Below are 19,056 nucleotides of genomic sequence, written 5' to 3'. Positions count from 1 at the left end.
TTTGGCGCTTAGTTTATGTTCAAAGCGCGCGAACAGTATTTAAATGAACGTGAATGATCTTTCGTGAGGTTGCTTGATATTGGTTTAGGAATATTTGGAGGGGTAAATTAGGTTTATGATTGAGACAAAATCATAGAAACACAGAGAACAAGATGCTCTCTGTGTGGGTTATTTGCGGTGTTAGATTAAGTTTTATCTTTGACGTCTTGCGACCAAAGTAAATCGGTAATCGTTAGATGTGAAGTAGTTGCGGCTGTATTCAAACACCGTGTTATTGGATAGGTAACCGCGAGTGCGTTTCTCTATGATAGGTTGAGCTGGGTCAATACCTAACTGTTTAGCCACGTCTTCAGGAGGAAGAATCGGCACCAGTTCTTGCTCACTTCTATCAATCACCATGCCTTTGGTGTTCTCAATAAAGTCGTACTTTGATGTCTGCATCACCTGATAGGTAAGATCCGGGAATAGGGCAACTGGCAGCCAAGTCTCTTCAACCGTGATTGGATTGTTATCTATAAAACGGACACGCTTTACGTAGAAAACCAATTCGCCTTCTTTAATATCTAAATGTTCAGACATAGCCAAAGAACATGGCTTCATTTCAAAGGCCAGAACATCACTGTGCGTAACGACATCCAAATGCGCCCACTTTTCTTGAAAGCTCGACTGTTTGTAGATGTCGTAATTGATCTTGTTCTCTTTGACGTAAGTGCCGCTGCCTTGCACGCTTTCAAGCTCATCGTTTTCGATTAGGAGTTTGAGTGCTTGTCTTACGGTGACACGGCTTACTGAGAATACTTCACGCAATTGCGCCTCTGTTGGGAGAGCTTCTCCAACTTTATATTCTCCAGAACTTATCTTTTCTCTTATTGCATCGGCGATTTGGCGATACATAGGGAGTCTTGCCATTTTTGCCTCATTTGTGCGCTAGGACAACTAGACTTTGATTAACAACCTGTACCTTAATTACGTAGATTTGCTCTATATAAGCCTTGCTTAAAGGGTTAGTGTGAGCAACGTATCGGCATCTTGTAGTACATATAATACAAATTAAACGATACATAACAAGCTTTCTTGAAGGATTTACCAATACGATTTAAATACAAATTAAATACAAATGTGTATTGGTGAGATCGTGATCACGGATTAAATGTCTTGAAGTTGTATTATTCTTCTCGTCGACAGGGATGACTGTCGTACTAATCCGTGACTATGGGACAAAGGTTATGAAACTTACTACTCTAACGAATAAGTCGCTCGTAAATCTGCAAACTACGTTTAGCAGTCGAGAAGAAGCGATTTACGCACTTGCTGACCAACTGGATCAGCAAGGCAAACTGCATAACAAGCAAGAATATCTTGATGCAGTATTTGCTCGTGAAGAGCAAGGCCCTACGGCACTTGGTGAAGGTCTAGCTGTGCCGCACGGCAAGACTGACGCGGTCAAAGAAGCTGGTTTTGCCGTAGCAACATTGAAAGAAGATATGAAATGGAAAGGCTTAGATGAAGACGAAGATGTGAATCTTATCTTCCTTATTGCTATTCCAAATGCAGAAGCGGGTTCAACCCACATGCATCTGCTGACAGAACTGACCACCACATTAGTCGATGACGACGTTCGCGAAGCAGTATTAAAAGCAACAACCGCTGACGAGATTTTTGCACTTCTTGATGGTGATAATCAGCAAGAAGAAAAACAAGACAATTTAGATACAAATGCACCAACAATTGTATGTGTAACTGCGTGTCCTGCAGGTATTGCTCATACTTATATGGCGGCAGAGTATCTAGAAAAAGCGGGTAAAAAGCTTGGTTATAACGTGCATGTTGAAAAACAAGGCGCAAACGGTATTGAAGATCGTTTAACGGCTGATCAATTAAACAAGGCAGTGGCGTGTGTTTTTGCTGCTGAAGTAGCAATTAAAGAATCTGAGCGTTTTAACGGCATTCCTCGCGTAGAAACTCCGGTAGCCGAACCGATTAAGCACGGCGAGCGCATCTTAAACGAAGCGATTGAAGAGTCGAAAAAAGGTAACGGTGCCGAGCGTAAAGTTGCTACTGATGACAAACCTAAGAAAGTGCCACTGAAAACAGAGCTTAAACAAGCACTGCTTTCAGGTATTTCTTACGCAGTGCCTCTTATCGTTGCTGGTGGTACTGTTCTTGCGGTTGCTGTTCTTATCGCGCAAATTTTTGACCTGCAAGAGCTCTACGCAACAAAAGATTCTTGGCTATGGATGTATCGAAAACTAGGTGGCGGCCTACTGGGTACATTAATGGTGCCTGTACTAGCAGCTTACACAGCTTACTCATTAGCCGACAAACCGGCACTTGGTCCGGGTTTTGCCGCAGGTATTGCAGCGAACATCATTGGTTCTGGTTTCCTTGGTGGTGTCGTTGGTGGTTTGATTGCGGGTTACGTGATGCGCTGGGTGAAAGAGCATGTTCGCTTAGGTCCTGCATTTAACGGCTTCCTTACTTTCTACCTTTACCCTGTGATTGGTACTTTGGTGGCAGGTAGCTTAATGCTGTTTGTTATCGGTAAACCTGTCGCGTTCCTCAACCAAGGTTTGACAGATTGGCTGAACGGTATGTCAGGCACTAACGCTCTGCTTCTAGGTGCGATTCTTGGTTTGTTTGTATCATTCGACTTGGGTGGTCCGGTAAATAAAGCCGCTTACGCATTCTGTTTAGGTGCAATGGCCAACGGTGTTTATGGCCCATACGCAATCTTCGGATCTGTGAAAATGGTATCAGCGTTCACCGTAACGGCGTCAACCATGATCGCTCCTCGCTTATTCAAAGACTTTGAGATTGAAACGGGTAAATCAACTTGGTTACTTGGCCTAGCGGGTATTACCGAAGGTGCAATCCCAATGGCGATTGAAGATCCAATCCGCGTAATCGGCTCATTCCTACTAGGCTCTGTGGTAACAGGTGCAATGGTTGGTGCGGCAGGTATTGGTCTATCGACTCCAGGTGCGGGTATCTTCTCAATCTTCTTGCTACACGATTCTGGTTTGGGTGCATTCTCTGCTGCTGCAATCTGGTTCGGCGCTGCGATTGTCGGTACAGCGATTTCAACGATTACTCTTCTAATGTGGCGTGGTCACGCTGTAAAAAAGGGTAAATTTGAAGCAAGTACTGCAACACAGAACTAACTAAATTTTGAGTTAGCTCCTAACTCACTGCGAAATCAAAATATAAAAAATAACGAACAACTTGGCTGTCCTAAATACCTGTGCTCCTAATGGTTTTATTCACACAGATTCTAGGCGTGGTTTTCTGCACCCTAAATTTAGCGACAGCCAATTTTAACCCCTTGAAAAAGTTTAATTTAGTTGTATTTGGGTTCAATTTTCAGAGTGACTCGAAGCGACACATTTAGGTAAATGATTATGACTACATCACGCGTACATATTACTCCTCACATGCACTGGGATCGTGAATGGTATTTCACAACAGAAGAGTCTCGTATTCTTCTTGTGAACAACATGGAAGAAATCATGAACCGTCTGGAGAGCGATCCAGAATACAAATACTACGTTCTAGACGGTCAAACAGCCGTTCTAGAAGACTACTTTGCAATCAAACCAGAAAATACAGAACGCGTAAAAGCATTGGTTGAAGCGGGCAAGCTAATTATTGGCCCTTGGTACTCTCAAACTGACACAATGCAAGTTTCTGGCGAATCGATTGTACGTAACATGATGTATGGCATTCGTGACTGTATGAAATTTGGCGATGCAATGAAGATTGGTTACCTACCAGATTCATTCAGCATGAGCTCACAGCTGCCAATGATCTACAACGGCTTCGACATCACACGCGCAATGTTCTGGCGTGGTTGCTCAGAGCGTCATGGCACCAACAAAACAGAATTCTTATGGCAATCAAACGATGGCAGTGAAGTGACGGCGCAAGTACTTCCGCTGGGTTACGCGATTGGTAAATACCTTCCTCAAGATGAAGAAGGTCTGCGTGCTCGTTTAGATAAATACTTCCCAGTGCTAGAGAAACCATCGGTAACCAAAGATATCTTGCTACCGAACGGTCACGATCAAATGCCGATTCAAAAAGACATCTTTGAAGTCATGGATAAGCTACGCGAAATCTACCCAGATCGTGAATTCTCAATGAGCCGTTATGAAGAAGTGTTTGAGAAAGTAGAAGCGGCGCGCGATCAACTTGACACAATCAAAGGCGAGTTCAACGACGGTAAATACATGCGTGTTCACCGTACGATCTCTTCTACGCGTATGGACATCAAACTGATCCACGCAGAAATCGAGAACAAGATTGTAAATATCTTGGAGCCACTCGCATCTATCGCTTGGACATTAGGCTTTGAATACCACCACGGTTTGATTGAAAAAATGTGGAAAGAGAGCATGAAGAACCACGCTCATGACTCTATCGGTTGCTGCTGTTCAGACAAAGTACACGCTGAGATTTTAAACCGTTACATCCTTGCAGACGACATGGCGACAAACCTAATCCACTTCTACAAGCGTAAAATCGTTGATCACATGCCGGATCGCGAAGGTTGTGACAAACTAGCGATGTTCAACCTTTCTCCATACGAGCGTGAAGAAGTGGTGAACACAACCATCACTATCCGTGCTCAAGAATTTTCTATCTTTGATGAAAACGAAAACCCAGTTGAGTACTTCATCCAAGACAAGCGCCAAATCGACCCAGGTAAAGTCGACCGTCAAATCGTCCACTACGGTAACTACGACCCTTTCATGGAGTTTGATATTCAAATCAAACGCACTGTACCAGCAATGGGCTTCACTACGTTACACATCCAAGGTAACGAGAAGGGTGCAGTAAAAGTTGCAGAGCAAAAAGCGTTCTCATGTGAAGAAAGCTTGTTAGAGAACGAATACTACCGAATCAATGTAAACGACAACGGTACTCTGACTATTTTCGATAAAGAAACAGAGCAAGTCTTCGATCAAGTACTTCGTTTAGAAGATGGTTCTGATGATGGTGATGAATACGACTACTCCCCATCTCGTCAAGAATGGTTACTGTACTCAGACGAATTCCCGGTAGAAACATCTATTGACCACCAAGGCTTCCAATCGGTAGCGAACATCGCTTTCCGTATGAACGTGCCAGCAAACCTTGCTGAGCGTGAAGAACGTACGGGTCAAAATGGTTTCGTAGAAGCGCAATGCCAAGTGGTCTTGAAACAAGGGTCTCGCCGCATTGAAGTACGCATGGAACTAGACAACCAAGCCGACGACCACCGTGTACGTGTGTTAGTACCAACGCCATTCGTTTCTGAAACTGTCGTTGCTGATAATCAGTTCGGTTGCATTACTCGACCAACCAACGATCCTGCAATGGCCGTTTGGGAAGAAGAGCAATGGAAAGAAGCGCCAGTTCCTGTGTACCAGTTAATGAACTTTGCAGCGTTAGAGAACGGCAAAGCGGGCATGGCAATCATGTCGAATGGCCTGCGTGAGTTTGAAGTGATTGCTTCTCAAGGCGACGAGAATAGAGATACGTTCGCACTAACGTTATTCCGCGGTATTGGTGTATTGGGTAAAGAAGAGTTATTGCTTCGTCCGGGACGTCCGTCAGGTATCAAGATCCCGACACCAGATTCACAAGTGCGCGGCAAGTTAGTGTGTGAATTCACGCTATGCGGTTTCTCTGGTAATCACATTGACGCGAACATCATGGCGCAAGCACGTGACAATGTCACTCCGTTCGAGTGCTACAACAAGATCCCTTACAACGCGATGAAGCTAAACGTAGGTGAGCAGAACCTTCCTATGAGTTTCAGCCTTCTGTCTAAGCAACAAGCAGGTGCGGTGTTAAGCGTACTTAAGAAAGCGGAAGACGAAGATGCACTGATCATGCGTGTCTACAACCCAGCAGAAACGGGTTCAGTGTCAGATTCAATCTCGTTCACTCAAGCGGTTTCAAGCTGGAAAGAGACGAGTATGGACGAGCGCGTTCGTGAAGGTGATGTAGCGACAGAAACCTTTGGTGAACTAGCTTCTTGCCAAGCGAAAACATTCCAAGTGAAATTCTAATTCAAGGCACTCCGCTCAAGCAATTGGGCGGAGTAGGTGAACGACGATGAAAATTGTTATTGCTCCCGATTCATTTAAAGAATCTCTATCTGCAAAACAAGTTTGTGAAAGTGTTGAAGCAGGGTTTGCTCAGGTTTTTCCTGACGCCGAATACGTTCATTTGCCACTAGCAGATGGTGGTGAAGGCACGGTAGACGTTTTGCTAGAGGCGCTCGATGGTAAAAAGCAACGGTTGCAAACAACGGATGCAATCGGACGTGAATGTACGGCTTATTGGGCTTCACTTGAACAACAAGTTGAAAGCAAACCTGTAAATACGGCCTTGATAGAGTTTGCACAAGCATCAGGTTTAGATCGATTAACAGTGCAAGAAAGATCACCTCTCACGGCATCGTCTTTCGGGACAGGACTGCTGATTAGAGATGCGCTAGATAAAGGCGTTGACCAAATCATCATTGGTTTGGGCGGTAGCGCAACGAATGATGCAGGTGCTGGTATCTTCCAAGCTTTGGGTGGCAAGTTACTAGATAAGCAAGGCAACGAGCTATCTGGTGGCGGCGCTGCATTAAGCAAGTTAGCAAGCATCGATCTTGATGATCTTCACCCTAGATGCAAAGAAGTCACGTTTGTGGTTGCTTGCGATGTGAATAACCCACTGTGTGGAGATAACGGTGCAAGCGCTGTGTTTGGGCCACAGAAAGGCGCGTCACAAGCCCAAGTTGAACAACTTGATACTGCCATCGAGCATTTTGCTGATATCGCTAAAGCGCATACGGGTATTTGTCATCGTGACACTGCTGGCTTTGGTGCTGCTGGTGGCACGCCACTGGGGTTAAGTCTTGCGTTCAATATTCAAATCAAAGCGGGCATTGAAATGGTGTTAGACGCATTGGATGCAGATAAGGTTCTTGAGGGAGCTTCACTGGTTATGACCGGAGAAGGGCAGATGGACAACCAGACTCTGCAAGGAAAAACGCCTTTCGGTATTGCTCAGCGAGCTCAGCAGTTGAACATTCCAATCATCGGAATCGCCGGCTCTTTGGGCAAAGACGTTGAAAAGCTGTATGGATCAATGTCTAGCGTTTTTGGAACCGTGCGTTCACCTCAGTCTTTAGATCAAGTTTTATCAGAAGCGAATCAAAACCTGACTCGTTGTGCCCGTAATATCGCAGCCACGCTTAAGCTTGGCAGCCAGATCTTTAATGAGAAGTAGTTATGTCTCTATTTAAACTCGACAATGTTATTCAAAATTACGCATGGGGAAGTAAAGACTCCATTAATCAACTGTTTGGTATTGTGAACCCAAATCAAGAGCCTCAAGCTGAGATTTGGATGGGTGCTCATCCCAATGGTTGTTCTAAAGTCGGAGAAACAGGCGAACCCTTGTCTCACATGATCGACGAAAATAAGATCGATGTGTTAGGTGGTTACACAGCGGCACGTTTTGGTGAGTTACCATTTTTGTTTAAGGTATTGGCTGCAGAAACGCCTTTATCGATTCAAGTTCACCCGAACAAGCGCAAGTCTGAAATGGGTTTTGAGCGAGAGAATGCACTTGGAATTCCACTGAATGCAGCGCACCGAAATTACAAAGATCCAAACCATAAGCCTGAACTTGTTTACGCGCTAACTTTTTATAAAGCGATGAATGGGTTCCGTCCAATCGGAGATATTGTTGCTTTGTTCGAAGAAGCAAATATCTCATCGCTAACAATCGAGCTCAATGTACTGAAAGCGAATGCTGATAGCGATTCTTTGAAGTCTTTCTTTAGCGCAATCATGTCGCTTGAGGGGGAACGTAAAGAGACAGCGCTCAATGAGCTTTATGCTGCACATGCGCGACCAGCAAAAACGGTAATGGGACGTGAAGCTTTACAATATAGCATCGAATTCAAACAGCATTATCCCGGTGATATTGGTTTGTTTGCGCCATTGATGCTTAACACGGTTGAACTGGCACCTGGTGAAGCGATGTTCCTATTCGCAGAAACGCCACATGCTTATGTTCAAGGTACAGGCTTAGAAATCATGGCAAACTCAGACAACGTATTACGTGCTGGTTTAACGCCTAAATACATTGATGTTCCAGAGCTTATCGATAACACGATTTTTGAACCGATTAAGCCAGAAGATATTCGCCTTAAGCCTGTATTAAAAGAGGGTAAGATGAGCTACCCGATTCCAGTAGACGACTTTGGCTTTGATATCTTGTCTGCAACCGACGAAAGCAAGTCACAGTATTTACGTAGCGCGGAGATCTTGTTCTGTGTGGAAGGAGAGGCGAGCGTAACTTCAGAAAGACGCACAGTTTCTCTTAAACCCGGAGAGTCGGTCTTCGTGAGTAGTAATTCAAGTGTTTACCAATATCAAGGGAATGGCATTTTGGCTCGTGCTTTTAACTAGTGCCCCCGTGCTAGCGATCAGCAAAAGAAATGTCAGAGTACCGCTGTAAAGTGGTTCTCAATATTGGATTGATGGTTGTTACCTATCTATTTTTGATAGTCATTTTTATTGACCATACCCGCTGCTCTGGCGGGTTTTTTCATAATTAGAATAAGCGGTTGTAAGACTCTAAAAATGAGAAACCCTGCATTAAGCGCAGGGTTTCATTGAATAAGTACTGAGTAACTGGTTAGGCAATGTGCGTCATTTTATTAAGCACAAAGGTTTCAATACAATCTTCAGTTGCAGCCATGTACTCGGCGATGTGTTGGCTCGCTAAGTGTTTCTCTAGATGAGCTTCAGACTCCCAGTTCTCATGAAAAACGAAGTGAGCAGGGTTACTGTTATCCTGATGTAAATCGTAATTGATACAACCATCTTCTAATCGAGTAGTTTCGATCAACTTGATCAGTTCAGATTTAACAAGGTCGATTTTGTCTTGTTTAGCGATGATTGTTGCAATAATAGTCAGCTTGCTCATTTTCAATTCCTTAGCTTTAACTCGATAACTTCAAGTAATATAAACAGTTATCTAATAGGATTAAAGATTAGCTATATCCAATTACTATGGTTCTTGGTGTCCACAATTCATATTTAAAACACAAAAGCTTACGCTCATTAAAAAAGCCCTCATAGTAATATGAGGGCTTCTGATTAAGGGTTAAACGTTGTTGTTAATGGGGAGTTAAGCGTAGTGTTTTACTTTAAGCATATTGCTCCACTGTCATCGCCCAATTTTTCTTCTGCTGTTCGAAATTCATTTTGATTTGCTGGTATCGAACCTTAAGTACCGAGTGTTCGTACTTTTTCACAACGTCTTCGCGTTTGTTCTCGAGTAGTTGCTTTTTCACTTCGTAGTATTCGTTCATGTTTGATACTAAAGCATCGAATTCTTGTTGAAGCTTGTCTGCGATTTGTTGCTTGTCGGCACGGTGCATGATTTTTTGCTGTGTTCGCTTAAGTAGCATAGATGCTTCGGCTTTCTCAATACGAGCTTGAGGGGTTTTCTTAAGCTTACTTGCCAGTCCCATCAAAGAAGCAGTCTTGATCAACCACTTTGTAGGATCGTATTGCCACCAGTAGATGCCGTTACGGTAGTCGTTCTCAAAGATGTGGTGGAAGTTATGGTAGCCTTCACCAAAAGTTAGAACCGCTAACACACCGTTATCACGGGCCGTGTTTTTGTCGGTAAAAGGTTGGCTACCCCAGATGTGGGCAAGAGAGTTAATGAAGAATGTTGTGTGGTGGTTAAGTACCAAACGAACAGCGCCCACGATTAATAACATACCAAGTATGTCACCGTAAATAACACCTAGTGCGATAGGAACACCGAAGTTCATCAGTAATGCCAGCAGAACATAATGTTTGTGCTGCCACATAACAATCTTGTCTTTTTTAAGATCACGACAGTTTTCATAGTTTTCATACATTGAAGTGCTGTAATTACGAATCATCCAGCCAATGTGTGAGTACCAAAACCCACGTTTTGCAGAGTATGGATCTTTGTCGTTGTTATCTACATGCTTGTGGTGCACTCGGTGATCGGAAGACCAGTGTAGCACGCTGTTCTGAAGGGCGAATGCGCCACCTAATGCAAACAGGAATCGTAGGCTTGAATGTGCTTCAAACGCTTTATGTGACCATAAGCGGTGATAACCTGTTGTGATTGAAAGGTTACAGAACGTAAAGCAGATTGCTAGCCATATCCAGTGCTCCATACCATAGCCAAAAAAGTAGCCATAAACGGGAGCCGCAACAACAGCAAGCAGCATACTAAAAGAGAATATAAAAATATTGAGCCAGATTAATGGCGGCTTTTTTGTTGATTGTTTGTCGGCACTATTCATTAGCAAATTTTCCATTGAGCTTACATCTGTGCGCTAGAATATCAGCGTACACGTGTAAGTCAATATTGAAAGTGTAAACGTGTATTAGTATGTTTTGCTTAAATATTGTATAAAGGTAGTGTGAAATGTAGTAGCAAGTCATAAATGGAAGTACTAAGGGCTAATAAATGGAAATTAAGGTAGCTGAATATAAAGATTATGAGCGGATTGCCCAATTACACGCGGATAGCTGGAAGCTATATTACCGTGGCATTCTTGCTGATGATTACTTAGAAAATGATGTTTTGGAGGACAGATCTGTTATTTGGCAGACTCGTTTGATTAATCCTCCTTTTAACCAACATGTGTTATTGCTTGAAGAGGGCGGTTTACTGGTTGGTTTCGTCTGTGCGTTTGGCAATCACAACTTTGAGCGTGGAACATTCATTGATGCGTTACACGTAGACAATAATTATCGTGGTCGAGGTGTTGGCAAACGTCTCTTGTCCGAATTATCGAAGTGGTTGCAACAATACTATTCTGACTCTGGGCTTTACCTAGAGGTGATGTCTGAGAACCATCAAGCGATTGCTTTTTATGAAGCGATTGGTGGCAAAGAAGAACTAGAGCAAGTTTGGAACGCACCGTGTGGCAGTCAAGTGAACGAGAAAGTGATCTCTTGGAACTCTCCCGTTGAACTTGAACAGAAAACAGCAAGCGTTGTGTATTCTTAGTCGATTACTGTTAAACAATCGTTTTTTGCTAATTAACTTCTCACCGAAGTTGCTTTTGAGACAAAGATAAAAGCCCCGAGCATTAAATTGCTCGGGGCTTTTTGTTTATAGTTGTCGGTGCTCAGTAAATAGTAGTTTTGGGTTATCGTAGAACGTCTAATCACACCAAGTAACTTGGTTCCGACCGTTCTTCTTTGAAATGTAGAGCGCTTGATCGGCGTCGTCGATGAGTTGCTCGATAGAACCAAATGCCTGAGGTGCATGTTTCACACCGATTGAAATTGTGACTTCTAATCTTAAGCGGTAAGGGGACTCTAAAAGAGAGTTAACCACTGATTTAATTGAAGCTTCTGTTTCCCCTTGGACCATCACGAGAAATTCTTCACCACCGTACCGAAAGCAGTTACTGCTGGTCGGTAGCCTTTTTTGAATTTCAGTGGCCAGTTCCTTGATCACCATATCGCCCATTTGATGGCCGTAGGTGTCGTTAATCGATTTGAAATGATCAATATCTATCATGATCGATGTAATAGATGAGTGACGGTTGATGCTCGGCTCGATGACCTGATGAAGATAAAGGCGGTTGTAGCAGCCCGTCAGCGCGTCTTGATAAGAAAGGGCTTCAAACATATTGGATTGTTTGCGAAGTTGAATCGCTTGTTTACGTAGTTGTTCAGACTGGGCAAAACGTTTGTGTACTTCTAAGTCGCGCCTTATACAGGCCGCTGAGATTAGGATGTAAGCTGAAATATAAACGGTAATTGTTTCTATCTCATGTTTTGGCTCAGCTTCATAAAGCAGTGGCGCAAGGCCGATTAGATAAGCCAAAAAGATAAATGAAAGCGTAGAGATACTGTATCTAGCAGAAAGTCGTGAAAAGGTGCCTATAAAGATCATGACTAGAATGATGCCACCTTGGTAATCGAAATTGTTCAGCTCGATAGCGAGTCGACCAACATAGACTAAGAAAATGGAGCTAACAACAAGGAAAGTACTTTCTACGAGTTCTAAAACGTTGGGCTTGTTTGCAATGCAATATCTGGCAACAGCCATCATTAATAGAAAAAGTATGATTCGGAATATGATAGGTGTAATGCACTCGCTACCAAAGTGGATGTAATCGGTGATGATGAAAGCACAGAATATTGAGATCGGGATGTAGATGAAATTTATGTACGGCAAATAAATTTCATTATCGAAATAGGTTTTAAATCTTTGATTTTTGAACCCAGAATAAGAGCGCATTGAGAAATAAGCCGAGATGGATACACAATAATTTGCGTAGTATGTCACAGTCTTTGGGATTGTAAACGACCGTTTCTATTGATTTGTCAGTATGTTAGCTAGATCAACAAACGGTAGCAGGCAATATCCACGCTCAATTATTGATAGAGCGTGAATATTTGTGAGGCAGGTGTGAGAATGATTAATAGAAACTAACAGTGATGAATAGAGATTAGCGCTTGTTCTTCAAGTAACGCTTACGACGCTCTTCTTTCTTCTTAATTTGTTGCTCTGCTTTTAGCGCAGCCGCTTCTTCAACTTCGATCAGCTCTTGTGTGATCATTTCTGGCAACTCAAGAGTTACCTTACCTAAAGTGCCATTACGCAATTCGTGAAGCAGGATTTCTGAACATTTGTGAATGTCTATGTGGCCACCTGCACGAAGTGCACCACGCTTACGGCCAATCGCTTCCATCAGTTCGATGTCAGACTCAGGCAGCTCTTCAATTTGGTAGCGCTCTTGCAAAAGGTTAGGGTACTGCTTTGCTAGGTACTCTACTGTGTAAAATGCCACTTCATCGTATTCCATTGCCGTATCTTTTACAGCACCTGTTGCAGCCAAGCGGAAGCCACTGTGCGGGTTTTCTACTTTAGGCCAAAGGATCCCTGGAGTGTCTGAAAGGATCACGCCATTCTGCAGGTTAATGCGTTGCTGACGACGAGTTACCGCAGGTTGGTTACCAGTAACCGCGATCGTACGTCCCGCCAAACAGTTGATAATGGTCGATTTACCCACGTTCGGGATACCCATGATCATTGTACGAATGTTCTTGCCCATCTGTTCACGGTGCGGCGCCAGTTTACGTACTAGCTCCATAACGTGGTTAACTTCTTCTTTTACGCTAGTGGTAATCGCAATCGCCTTAACGCCTTGCTCTTTCTCGAAGTGCTCAATCCAACGCTCAGTGAGCTCAGGATCCGCAAGGTCGCGCTTGTTCAGTACTTTTACACAAGGCTTATCGCCGCGCAGTGAAGAGATCATTGGGTTTTCACTACTGAACGGGATACGAGCGTCCAGTACTTCGATGATCACATCAACTTGTGGGATAACTTCTTCGATTTCTTTGCGGGCTTTGTGCATGTGACCCGGAAACCATTGAATAGACATAGAGATAAACCTTGATAAATATATTTGCTGCACATTGTAAGGGTTGGATGATACGTGTAAAGGTATATCTATCCTGACCTTCAATGAGCTGTGTGAGTTTGCTTGAAGTATAGGCGACTTGGTGGTGTTTATTTAGATGATGGCTGACGTAATGAAGATGGGCGGCGCTAACGTTGTGAAGCGTAAAAAGCCGCAATATCTTTCAAATCTTGATGATTGAGTTTACTTAGTTGTGTTCGCATCATCTCCGCGTAGTCGCCTTGTCTATCCCCATTCTGATACGCTTTCATTGTATTAAAAAGATAGATTGGGTCCTGCCCAGAAAGGATGGGATAGGAATTGTTAATTGATGTGCTGGTGGGGGTATGACAGAAAACACAGCTTGGTGATTTCATTTTTCCCAGTTCAGGATCGCCAAAATCAGAGGCTTGAAGTCCGGGGGAAAGAGCAAGCAATATTAGAGTGAGGGATTGGTAAGACACGTTTTTACTCCAGTAAAAACACAACTATAAAGCTTGCCCTAAGAGGAAGCTCAAGTCTTATTTGTTCTCAGTGAGCAGTTAGTATGGTTCAAAGCGTATTTTCTAGCTTTGTTAGGAGGATACCTAGCCTATTGGAGCTCCTTATCTTTTGATGAGGAGTGAATCATAGAGTCTGCGCGTGTCGCGAGGCTTATGTACTTTGATGGTGGTAATCACTGAATTTCTGAGCCGTAACTGTCGTCAACTTTCAACGTACCTGTCGGTAACTCTAAATCATCTCTTATGCTTGTCGCTATACTTTGAACTTCATGTCTGGTTGTATAATTTTTTCTAAACTATTGATAAAATATGCCTTTCTTATTGCCTCTTTGCGGTTTGTGACATTTATCTTTTTGTATATATTGTAAACGTGTGTCTTTACTGTACTTTCTGAAATAAATAGGTCGTTCGATATTTCTAAATTTGAATCTCCTCTAATCACTCGCTTAAATATTTGAACTTCTCTTTTCGTAAGGCTAGATAATATTACTTTCGACTTGAATGTGTAATCGTGTCTATTGGTTAAAATATGCGACATTAACTTCCTAGGCAGCCACAAATCGTCGTCACACACTGTTTTTAAACAGCGGGTAAGGTGATCGATAGGCGCGTCTTGATAGATGATTCCTTTTATATTAAACAGGTTGAATAGCTGCATCACGGTAATACTTTGTCCTGTAATGTCTGCAGGAACATCGTAGACAACCCATTTATTCGATTCTATTTTTGATAAGATGATGTTGATATCTTCGATATTTGCCAAGAGTAAATAGCTAATGAGGACGACATCGAAGGTTTTATGTTCACGAGAGCGTCCAATGCTTAAAATACACTCTCTGTTAAAAGAAAAGTCATTGTATTTTTCTATTTCTCGTTGAATAAACTGGTTGTTAATACCATTGTCACCAATTAGGAGCATCTGCTTTAAATTATTCTTATGCATAACTTATTCCGAACCTAGCAAATCATGTTTTGATTCTATGACGTTGTGATTTATAAAATTGAGCTCTGCGGCTTATTTTTTACATAATTGCATAATTAGGGCTGCTGTGAAAGTCGGGGTTCAATAGAAATTTGTAATGTATCTTCATATTGCCCTCCTGGTTTATTTTCTGTGTCACCAATGACAAAGCTCAAAGGAATAGGTTGACCAACCGTCGCAGAAAGACGTTGAACTCTTGTATCCAGTAGCTCAAGGTTTATTCTGTCGCTATCGAGAGAAAGTTCGTATGGAATATCCCATTTAGCCTCATTAGATTCATGACGTAGCATTCCTTGATGGGATGATTCCAATACGATGGTATAAGCTGTATTGCTTTGAACCCATAGGTTAGGTGCAGAGCGAATTACCTTGTTTGAATATAATGTCCCTAGATCAAGGTCATAATGTTGTTGGGTTAATCCATAAAAATGAATTTTCGCAGCAGGAGGAACATCAACAGAAACTGGAAGTGAGCTTGGGCTAATTTCTATTTGCTTACTATCTGAGTTATAAGAAGGTGAGACCTCTAAAAGCCCCCGATAGGTTCCTGACTCTAACCATTGCTTGCTCGGAAATCGCATTTGTATCGTTGCTGAAGGCTGGCTGTCGGTTAATGAAAAGTGCCATTGATTAGCGATTTGCATGCCAACCTGCCCAGACCACTCAAAGTTGAGCTTGTCTTCCTTTGACCCTTTTAACGATCGACTGGTATCGTTAAGTTGTAAAATTAAGCTTAATTTGCAGGGCTCGCCAATTATGACCGCATCTATACGGTAAGTGTTTATTGTGGCGAACGTTCCTGAACTGAAAACATCATATTGTGATTTAGATGATACAGGTTTTATAGTCAACGCACTTGCTTCACACGCCAAGGCCAAAGGTGCATGGTTTATGGTGATGAGAAACAAGGATCCCCAAAGTATGAGTCTATTCAACATACACATCTCCTAATCTGATCAAATTGTCACTGCGCTCACTGAGGGAAATGATGACTGACTCTTGTTCTTTAGTGTCCAGTACCAGTTGATATTTACCTGGTTTTAATCCAGAAATTGCAAATATGCCGTTACGATTTGTAAAGAAGTCAATCGGCAGTTGTTTAGCTTCACCAAGATAATGTGCCACACCAGCAACGAGTGAAATGGGGTTGTTATTTTGACGATCGAATAGCTTGCCTATTACGGTTAATACAGCATCGGAACCGATTTGTAATTTAAAGCCCCGTTTGTAACCGGGCTTAATCCAGAAGGCACCATCGCCTAAGTCATATCCTGGCGGTAAGTTATCAACTTCGTAACCGACTAATTGGCTATTGTAAGCAACAAGGTCAGGAACCATGGCACTTGCATCTCCTTTTAGATAAACGCGTGCGTACTCACCATCTTTTGTGGGGTCGATAGCTACATCGTTTGATTTAAGGCTCTTATGTTTGCTGACAATCGCGAATGCTTCGCGTACTGGTCTGCCGATCGCCACAGATGAACCAGCAAATGCAAGGGAGCTACTGATTGTTACGTCTGTACTGTGGTTTCGTGTTTCGCCACTGATGTCTTCGAGCCGCGAAGCGTGGGTCGCATTTAATTCATAACGGTTTGCTGTGTAGTTAACCCCTGCATCCATATCGGCATCGGTTTCTTCATTAGTAATTACACTCGCAAATGCTGAGATACCGCCGGTGTTACCAATATTATTTTGATAGCTGTAATCTAAGGCGGCTTCATTTAACTCTGTGGTATAACGACCGACAACACGAGTTTGTCGACTGAGAGGCCAACTTATGGTGACGGTAGTGCTGATATCATCGTCTTCGGTTGCGTTGTACCGATAGTTAACGCGTGCACTCCAGGTCGCGGGCGTGTCAAATAGGCCGTCCGATAAACTCGGGCTAATTAGCCAATAATCGTTCTCTTTGTCTACTCCCGAACGATAGTTGAGGGTCATGGCTGCACGTAAAGATTGGCCAAGGTAAATGGAGCTGAATGCAGATACATAATGGGTGGTTAAGTTGATATCGATATCGGAAGCATCAAACCCAGAGACACCAGTAAAATTATTAGCCTGATATTCATAACTGAAACTCAGTTGTGGAGACAGTGTGTTTGTATTGGAAAACTCTGCATCGAACGCCAATTTATAAGCATCGCCAGTTCCAAATGTAGGGTGTTCACTACGCGAGGCATTGAGTTCAGTGACGCCCCATCTAGAGGCCAGTAGCGCGGTTGCACCATACTGGTAAAGATCTTCACGGCTTTGAAAGTTCGTGCCTAAGGTCAACCAAGGAGTAACACCCATATCAACATAACCATGAAAAAGTCGCTCGTCTGTTAGGTATTCTAGTTGTCCATTTTGTAGTTCAGAAGGCGCTCCATACATGATGCTATATTCAAACTCACCGCTATTGAGCAAATCGTTACCGGTGGCAATAGAAAATTCGATGCGCTCTTCATTCCCTGAGCGGTCGGTGATGACGAGCACAATATCATTGCTACCTTGTGCTAGCGGTATATCACTAAGGTTATAGCTACCAGCGCCTAAGGTTAGTCTTTGGACTGCAATCCCATCTATATAGACATCGACATTTGACGCTCTTTGAAGAGTGAATGATTGATTGGCTCGTGGCCGTGCATTTCTGGTTGGAATGAGTGTGAAATCTCGCGTTAACCCAATACCAAGTATGTCGGTGCTGTCCTGAAAAGATTGACCACTGTTGTACATATCGCCGACTACAAGTCGCGTCCCTTGTTCGGCAAAGTCTATATTAAGACGAGTTCCTTCTCTTACGTAACGCGAATCTTGTGATGAGCCGTTTTCTAAATAGGATTCATACTCAAAGTTTAAAAAACCAATGTTGAGTGCCGAATCGAATTGACTGCGATAGAGATCCTGTCTTGATGAGTTTTGATCGACGTATTGGCTCTCATTGGCAGAAAGGGCAAAATTAATGTATCCGCTAAACTGACTTGGCTCAGCGTAGTTATAAAAATCATCTGCACCGTTCATAGACAGTTGTTGAGTTAGACTAAATTCGGACGGAACTGTCACGATGCATTCTAATGACGAGAAATCGAAGCTCAGGCCAAGTCCTACGCTCTCAAAATTGTGCTGCGACAGCATGTCACCGTCTGTTGTACCATTGAGTTTCTCAATACCCTTTTGAGTGACCACGGACGAAAGAAGAGAAAGTGTACTTTCCTTTGGTAACAAAATTTCGTTGTTGGCGGTAATGATGATGTCCGCTTCCCCGAGTATGGTGTCACTTATTCTTAGTAAAGAGGTCAGTTGAATATCTCGTCCTGTGGGATTCAAGACCATTTCCTGCCCCCAAGCCGCAGGGCTTAGGGCGGCACAATAAAAGAGCACGAGCCCCAACACATACAAACCTTGCCACACTTTATGATGGGTTTCAGTCTTCATGCCCATGGTAGGTGCCCATTGGTAAGTAATTTAAAGAAGGAGGCAAAGTAATAATGGAGCGCGGTGGAATGAACTGCTCACCTAAAGCCTCGTGTACCTTTTTGCTCTGAGATTCGAGCCCCGTAAAATGGAGTAATGATGTATAGGTGAATCGCGACCCAGAATTAGTGAGTGTGAGGTTGCCTTGTTCGTCGATATGCAATTTCACATCAGGCTCTAGTGAGGATGAGTGAATGTGTAACAACGCGTTATAATGCACTTGTAGGTTGATTCCGGTTGTTAAACCGATGGGTTTATCCGTTCTCGCGTTGTTTTGGCCAACATTGACAGTACTGAAGCGAACAAAGTAACTCTGAGAGGTTTCGAGTGAACGACTTCCTAACCATTGTATACGGAATACTTGTCGCTCTCCGGGAGCTAACATTGCGGCTGGTGGAAATACAAACATCTCTTCACTCGTTAGAGCTGATGTCTCGAATGTGCCATCGGATAAGAATTTTAAACGACGAACATTAGCTTCAAGTGGGAGAGCTTGGGTAGAGTTGTTAGTCACAACCAGTTGCGATGCTGCCCTGTAATCGGTGTTAAGCTCGATGACGGTAGGAGATAGTGTTAGGGCATACGTTTGGGCACACAGAATGCCATAAATGATACTTGCCCAAATATAACGACTCTGTAGTGGCATAGTGAAT

General features: G+C 43.1%; 15 protein-coding genes. 5 read left to right on the top strand and 10 right to left on the bottom strand.

Annotated features, from left to right (window positions below; translation table 11 throughout):
• Window positions 1-192: 192 nt before the first annotated feature.
• Window positions 193-909: a GntR family transcriptional regulator gene (locus BCT34_RS10560; protein WP_076655233.1), complete on the bottom strand. Its 717-nt coding sequence runs from the start codon at window positions 907-909 to the stop codon at window positions 193-195.
• Window positions 910-1,226: 317 nt separating this feature from the next.
• Here BCT34_RS10560 and mngA point away from each other — a divergent pair, with 317 nt between their 5' ends.
• The 4 genes from mngA to manA all read left to right on the top strand — a co-directional run bounded on the left by mngA (window position 1,227) and on the right by manA (window position 8,456).
• Window positions 1,227-3,161: a PTS 2-O-a-mannosyl-D-glycerate transporter subunit IIABC gene (gene mngA / locus BCT34_RS10555; protein ID WP_076655231.1), complete on the top strand. Its 1,935-nt coding sequence runs from the start codon at window positions 1,227-1,229 to the stop codon at window positions 3,159-3,161.
• A gap of 237 nt (window positions 3,162-3,398) precedes the next feature.
• Window positions 3,399-6,053 (top strand): mannosylglycerate hydrolase, encoded by a 2,655-nt coding sequence (gene mngB, locus BCT34_RS10550; protein WP_076655228.1) that lies wholly within the window; start codon window positions 3,399-3,401, stop codon window positions 6,051-6,053.
• A gap of 46 nt (window positions 6,054-6,099) precedes the next feature.
• Entirely contained in the window at window positions 6,100-7,266 is a 1,167-nt protein-coding gene (locus BCT34_RS10545; RefSeq protein WP_076655227.1) for a glycerate kinase, read from the top strand.
• A gap of 2 nt (window positions 7,267-7,268) precedes the next feature.
• Window positions 7,269-8,456, top strand: coding sequence for a mannose-6-phosphate isomerase, class I (gene manA / locus BCT34_RS10540; RefSeq protein ID WP_076655226.1), 1,188 nt, complete (start codon window positions 7,269-7,271; stop codon window positions 8,454-8,456).
• Between the two features lie 229 nt (window positions 8,457-8,685).
• On the opposite strand, the gene BCT34_RS10535 is transcribed toward manA, so the two are convergent.
• Window positions 8,686-8,976 (bottom strand): putative quinol monooxygenase, encoded by a 291-nt coding sequence (locus tag BCT34_RS10535; protein ID WP_076655225.1) that lies wholly within the window; start codon window positions 8,974-8,976, stop codon window positions 8,686-8,688.
• Window positions 8,977-9,199: 223 nt separating this feature from the next.
• Complete coding sequence (locus tag BCT34_RS10530; protein ID WP_076655224.1) at window positions 9,200-10,342, bottom strand: fatty acid desaturase; 1,143 nt, start codon at window positions 10,340-10,342, stop codon at window positions 9,200-9,202.
• Between the two features lie 167 nt (window positions 10,343-10,509).
• On the opposite strand from BCT34_RS10530, the gene BCT34_RS10525 reads away from it, so the two are divergent.
• Window positions 10,510-11,055, top strand: a complete 546-nt coding sequence (locus BCT34_RS10525; RefSeq protein WP_048613495.1) for a GNAT family N-acetyltransferase — start codon at window positions 10,510-10,512, stop codon at window positions 11,053-11,055.
• Between the two features lie 156 nt (window positions 11,056-11,211).
• Here the strand turns inward: BCT34_RS10525 and BCT34_RS10520 are convergent, their stop codons facing one another.
• The 7 genes from BCT34_RS10520 to BCT34_RS10490 form a co-directional block, all read right to left on the bottom strand.
• A complete protein-coding gene (locus tag BCT34_RS10520; RefSeq protein ID WP_076655260.1) occupies window positions 11,212-12,237 on the bottom strand; it encodes a GGDEF domain-containing protein in 1,026 nt (341 codons plus the stop codon).
• A 274-nt stretch (window positions 12,238-12,511) separates the two neighbouring features.
• A complete protein-coding gene (ylqF, locus tag BCT34_RS10515; RefSeq protein ID WP_050646173.1) occupies window positions 12,512-13,447 on the bottom strand; it encodes a ribosome biogenesis GTPase YlqF in 936 nt (311 codons plus the stop codon).
• Window positions 13,448-13,614: 167 nt separating this feature from the next.
• Window positions 13,615-13,929, bottom strand: coding sequence for a cytochrome c (locus tag BCT34_RS10510; protein WP_076655223.1), 315 nt, complete (start codon window positions 13,927-13,929; stop codon window positions 13,615-13,617).
• Between the two features lie 292 nt (window positions 13,930-14,221).
• Window positions 14,222-14,911 (bottom strand): response regulator transcription factor, encoded by a 690-nt coding sequence (locus BCT34_RS10505; RefSeq protein ID WP_076655220.1) that lies wholly within the window; start codon window positions 14,909-14,911, stop codon window positions 14,222-14,224.
• Window positions 14,912-15,006: 95 nt separating this feature from the next.
• A complete protein-coding gene (locus BCT34_RS10500; RefSeq protein WP_076655217.1) occupies window positions 15,007-15,888 on the bottom strand; it encodes a hypothetical protein in 882 nt (293 codons plus the stop codon).
• Window positions 15,878-18,370: a fimbria/pilus outer membrane usher protein gene (locus BCT34_RS10495; RefSeq protein WP_241906870.1), complete on the bottom strand. Its 2,493-nt coding sequence runs from the start codon at window positions 18,368-18,370 to the stop codon at window positions 15,878-15,880. The genes BCT34_RS10500 and BCT34_RS10495 overlap by 11 nt, the downstream gene beginning before the upstream one ends.
• The gene (locus BCT34_RS10490) at window positions 18,354-19,049 is read right to left on the bottom strand and encodes a fimbria/pilus periplasmic chaperone (RefSeq protein ID WP_076655258.1); all 696 of its coding nucleotides are present in this window, start codon (window positions 19,047-19,049) and stop codon (window positions 18,354-18,356) included. Before BCT34_RS10490 ends, BCT34_RS10495 begins: the two co-directional genes overlap by 17 nt.
• Window positions 19,050-19,056: the final 7 nt, after the last annotated feature.

This window comes from Vibrio sp. 10N.261.45.E2 (assembly GCF_002875705.1).
Classification (GTDB): Bacteria; Pseudomonadota; Gammaproteobacteria; order Enterobacterales; family Vibrionaceae; genus Vibrio.
This window is presented reverse-complemented; position numbering and strand designations above follow the sequence as displayed.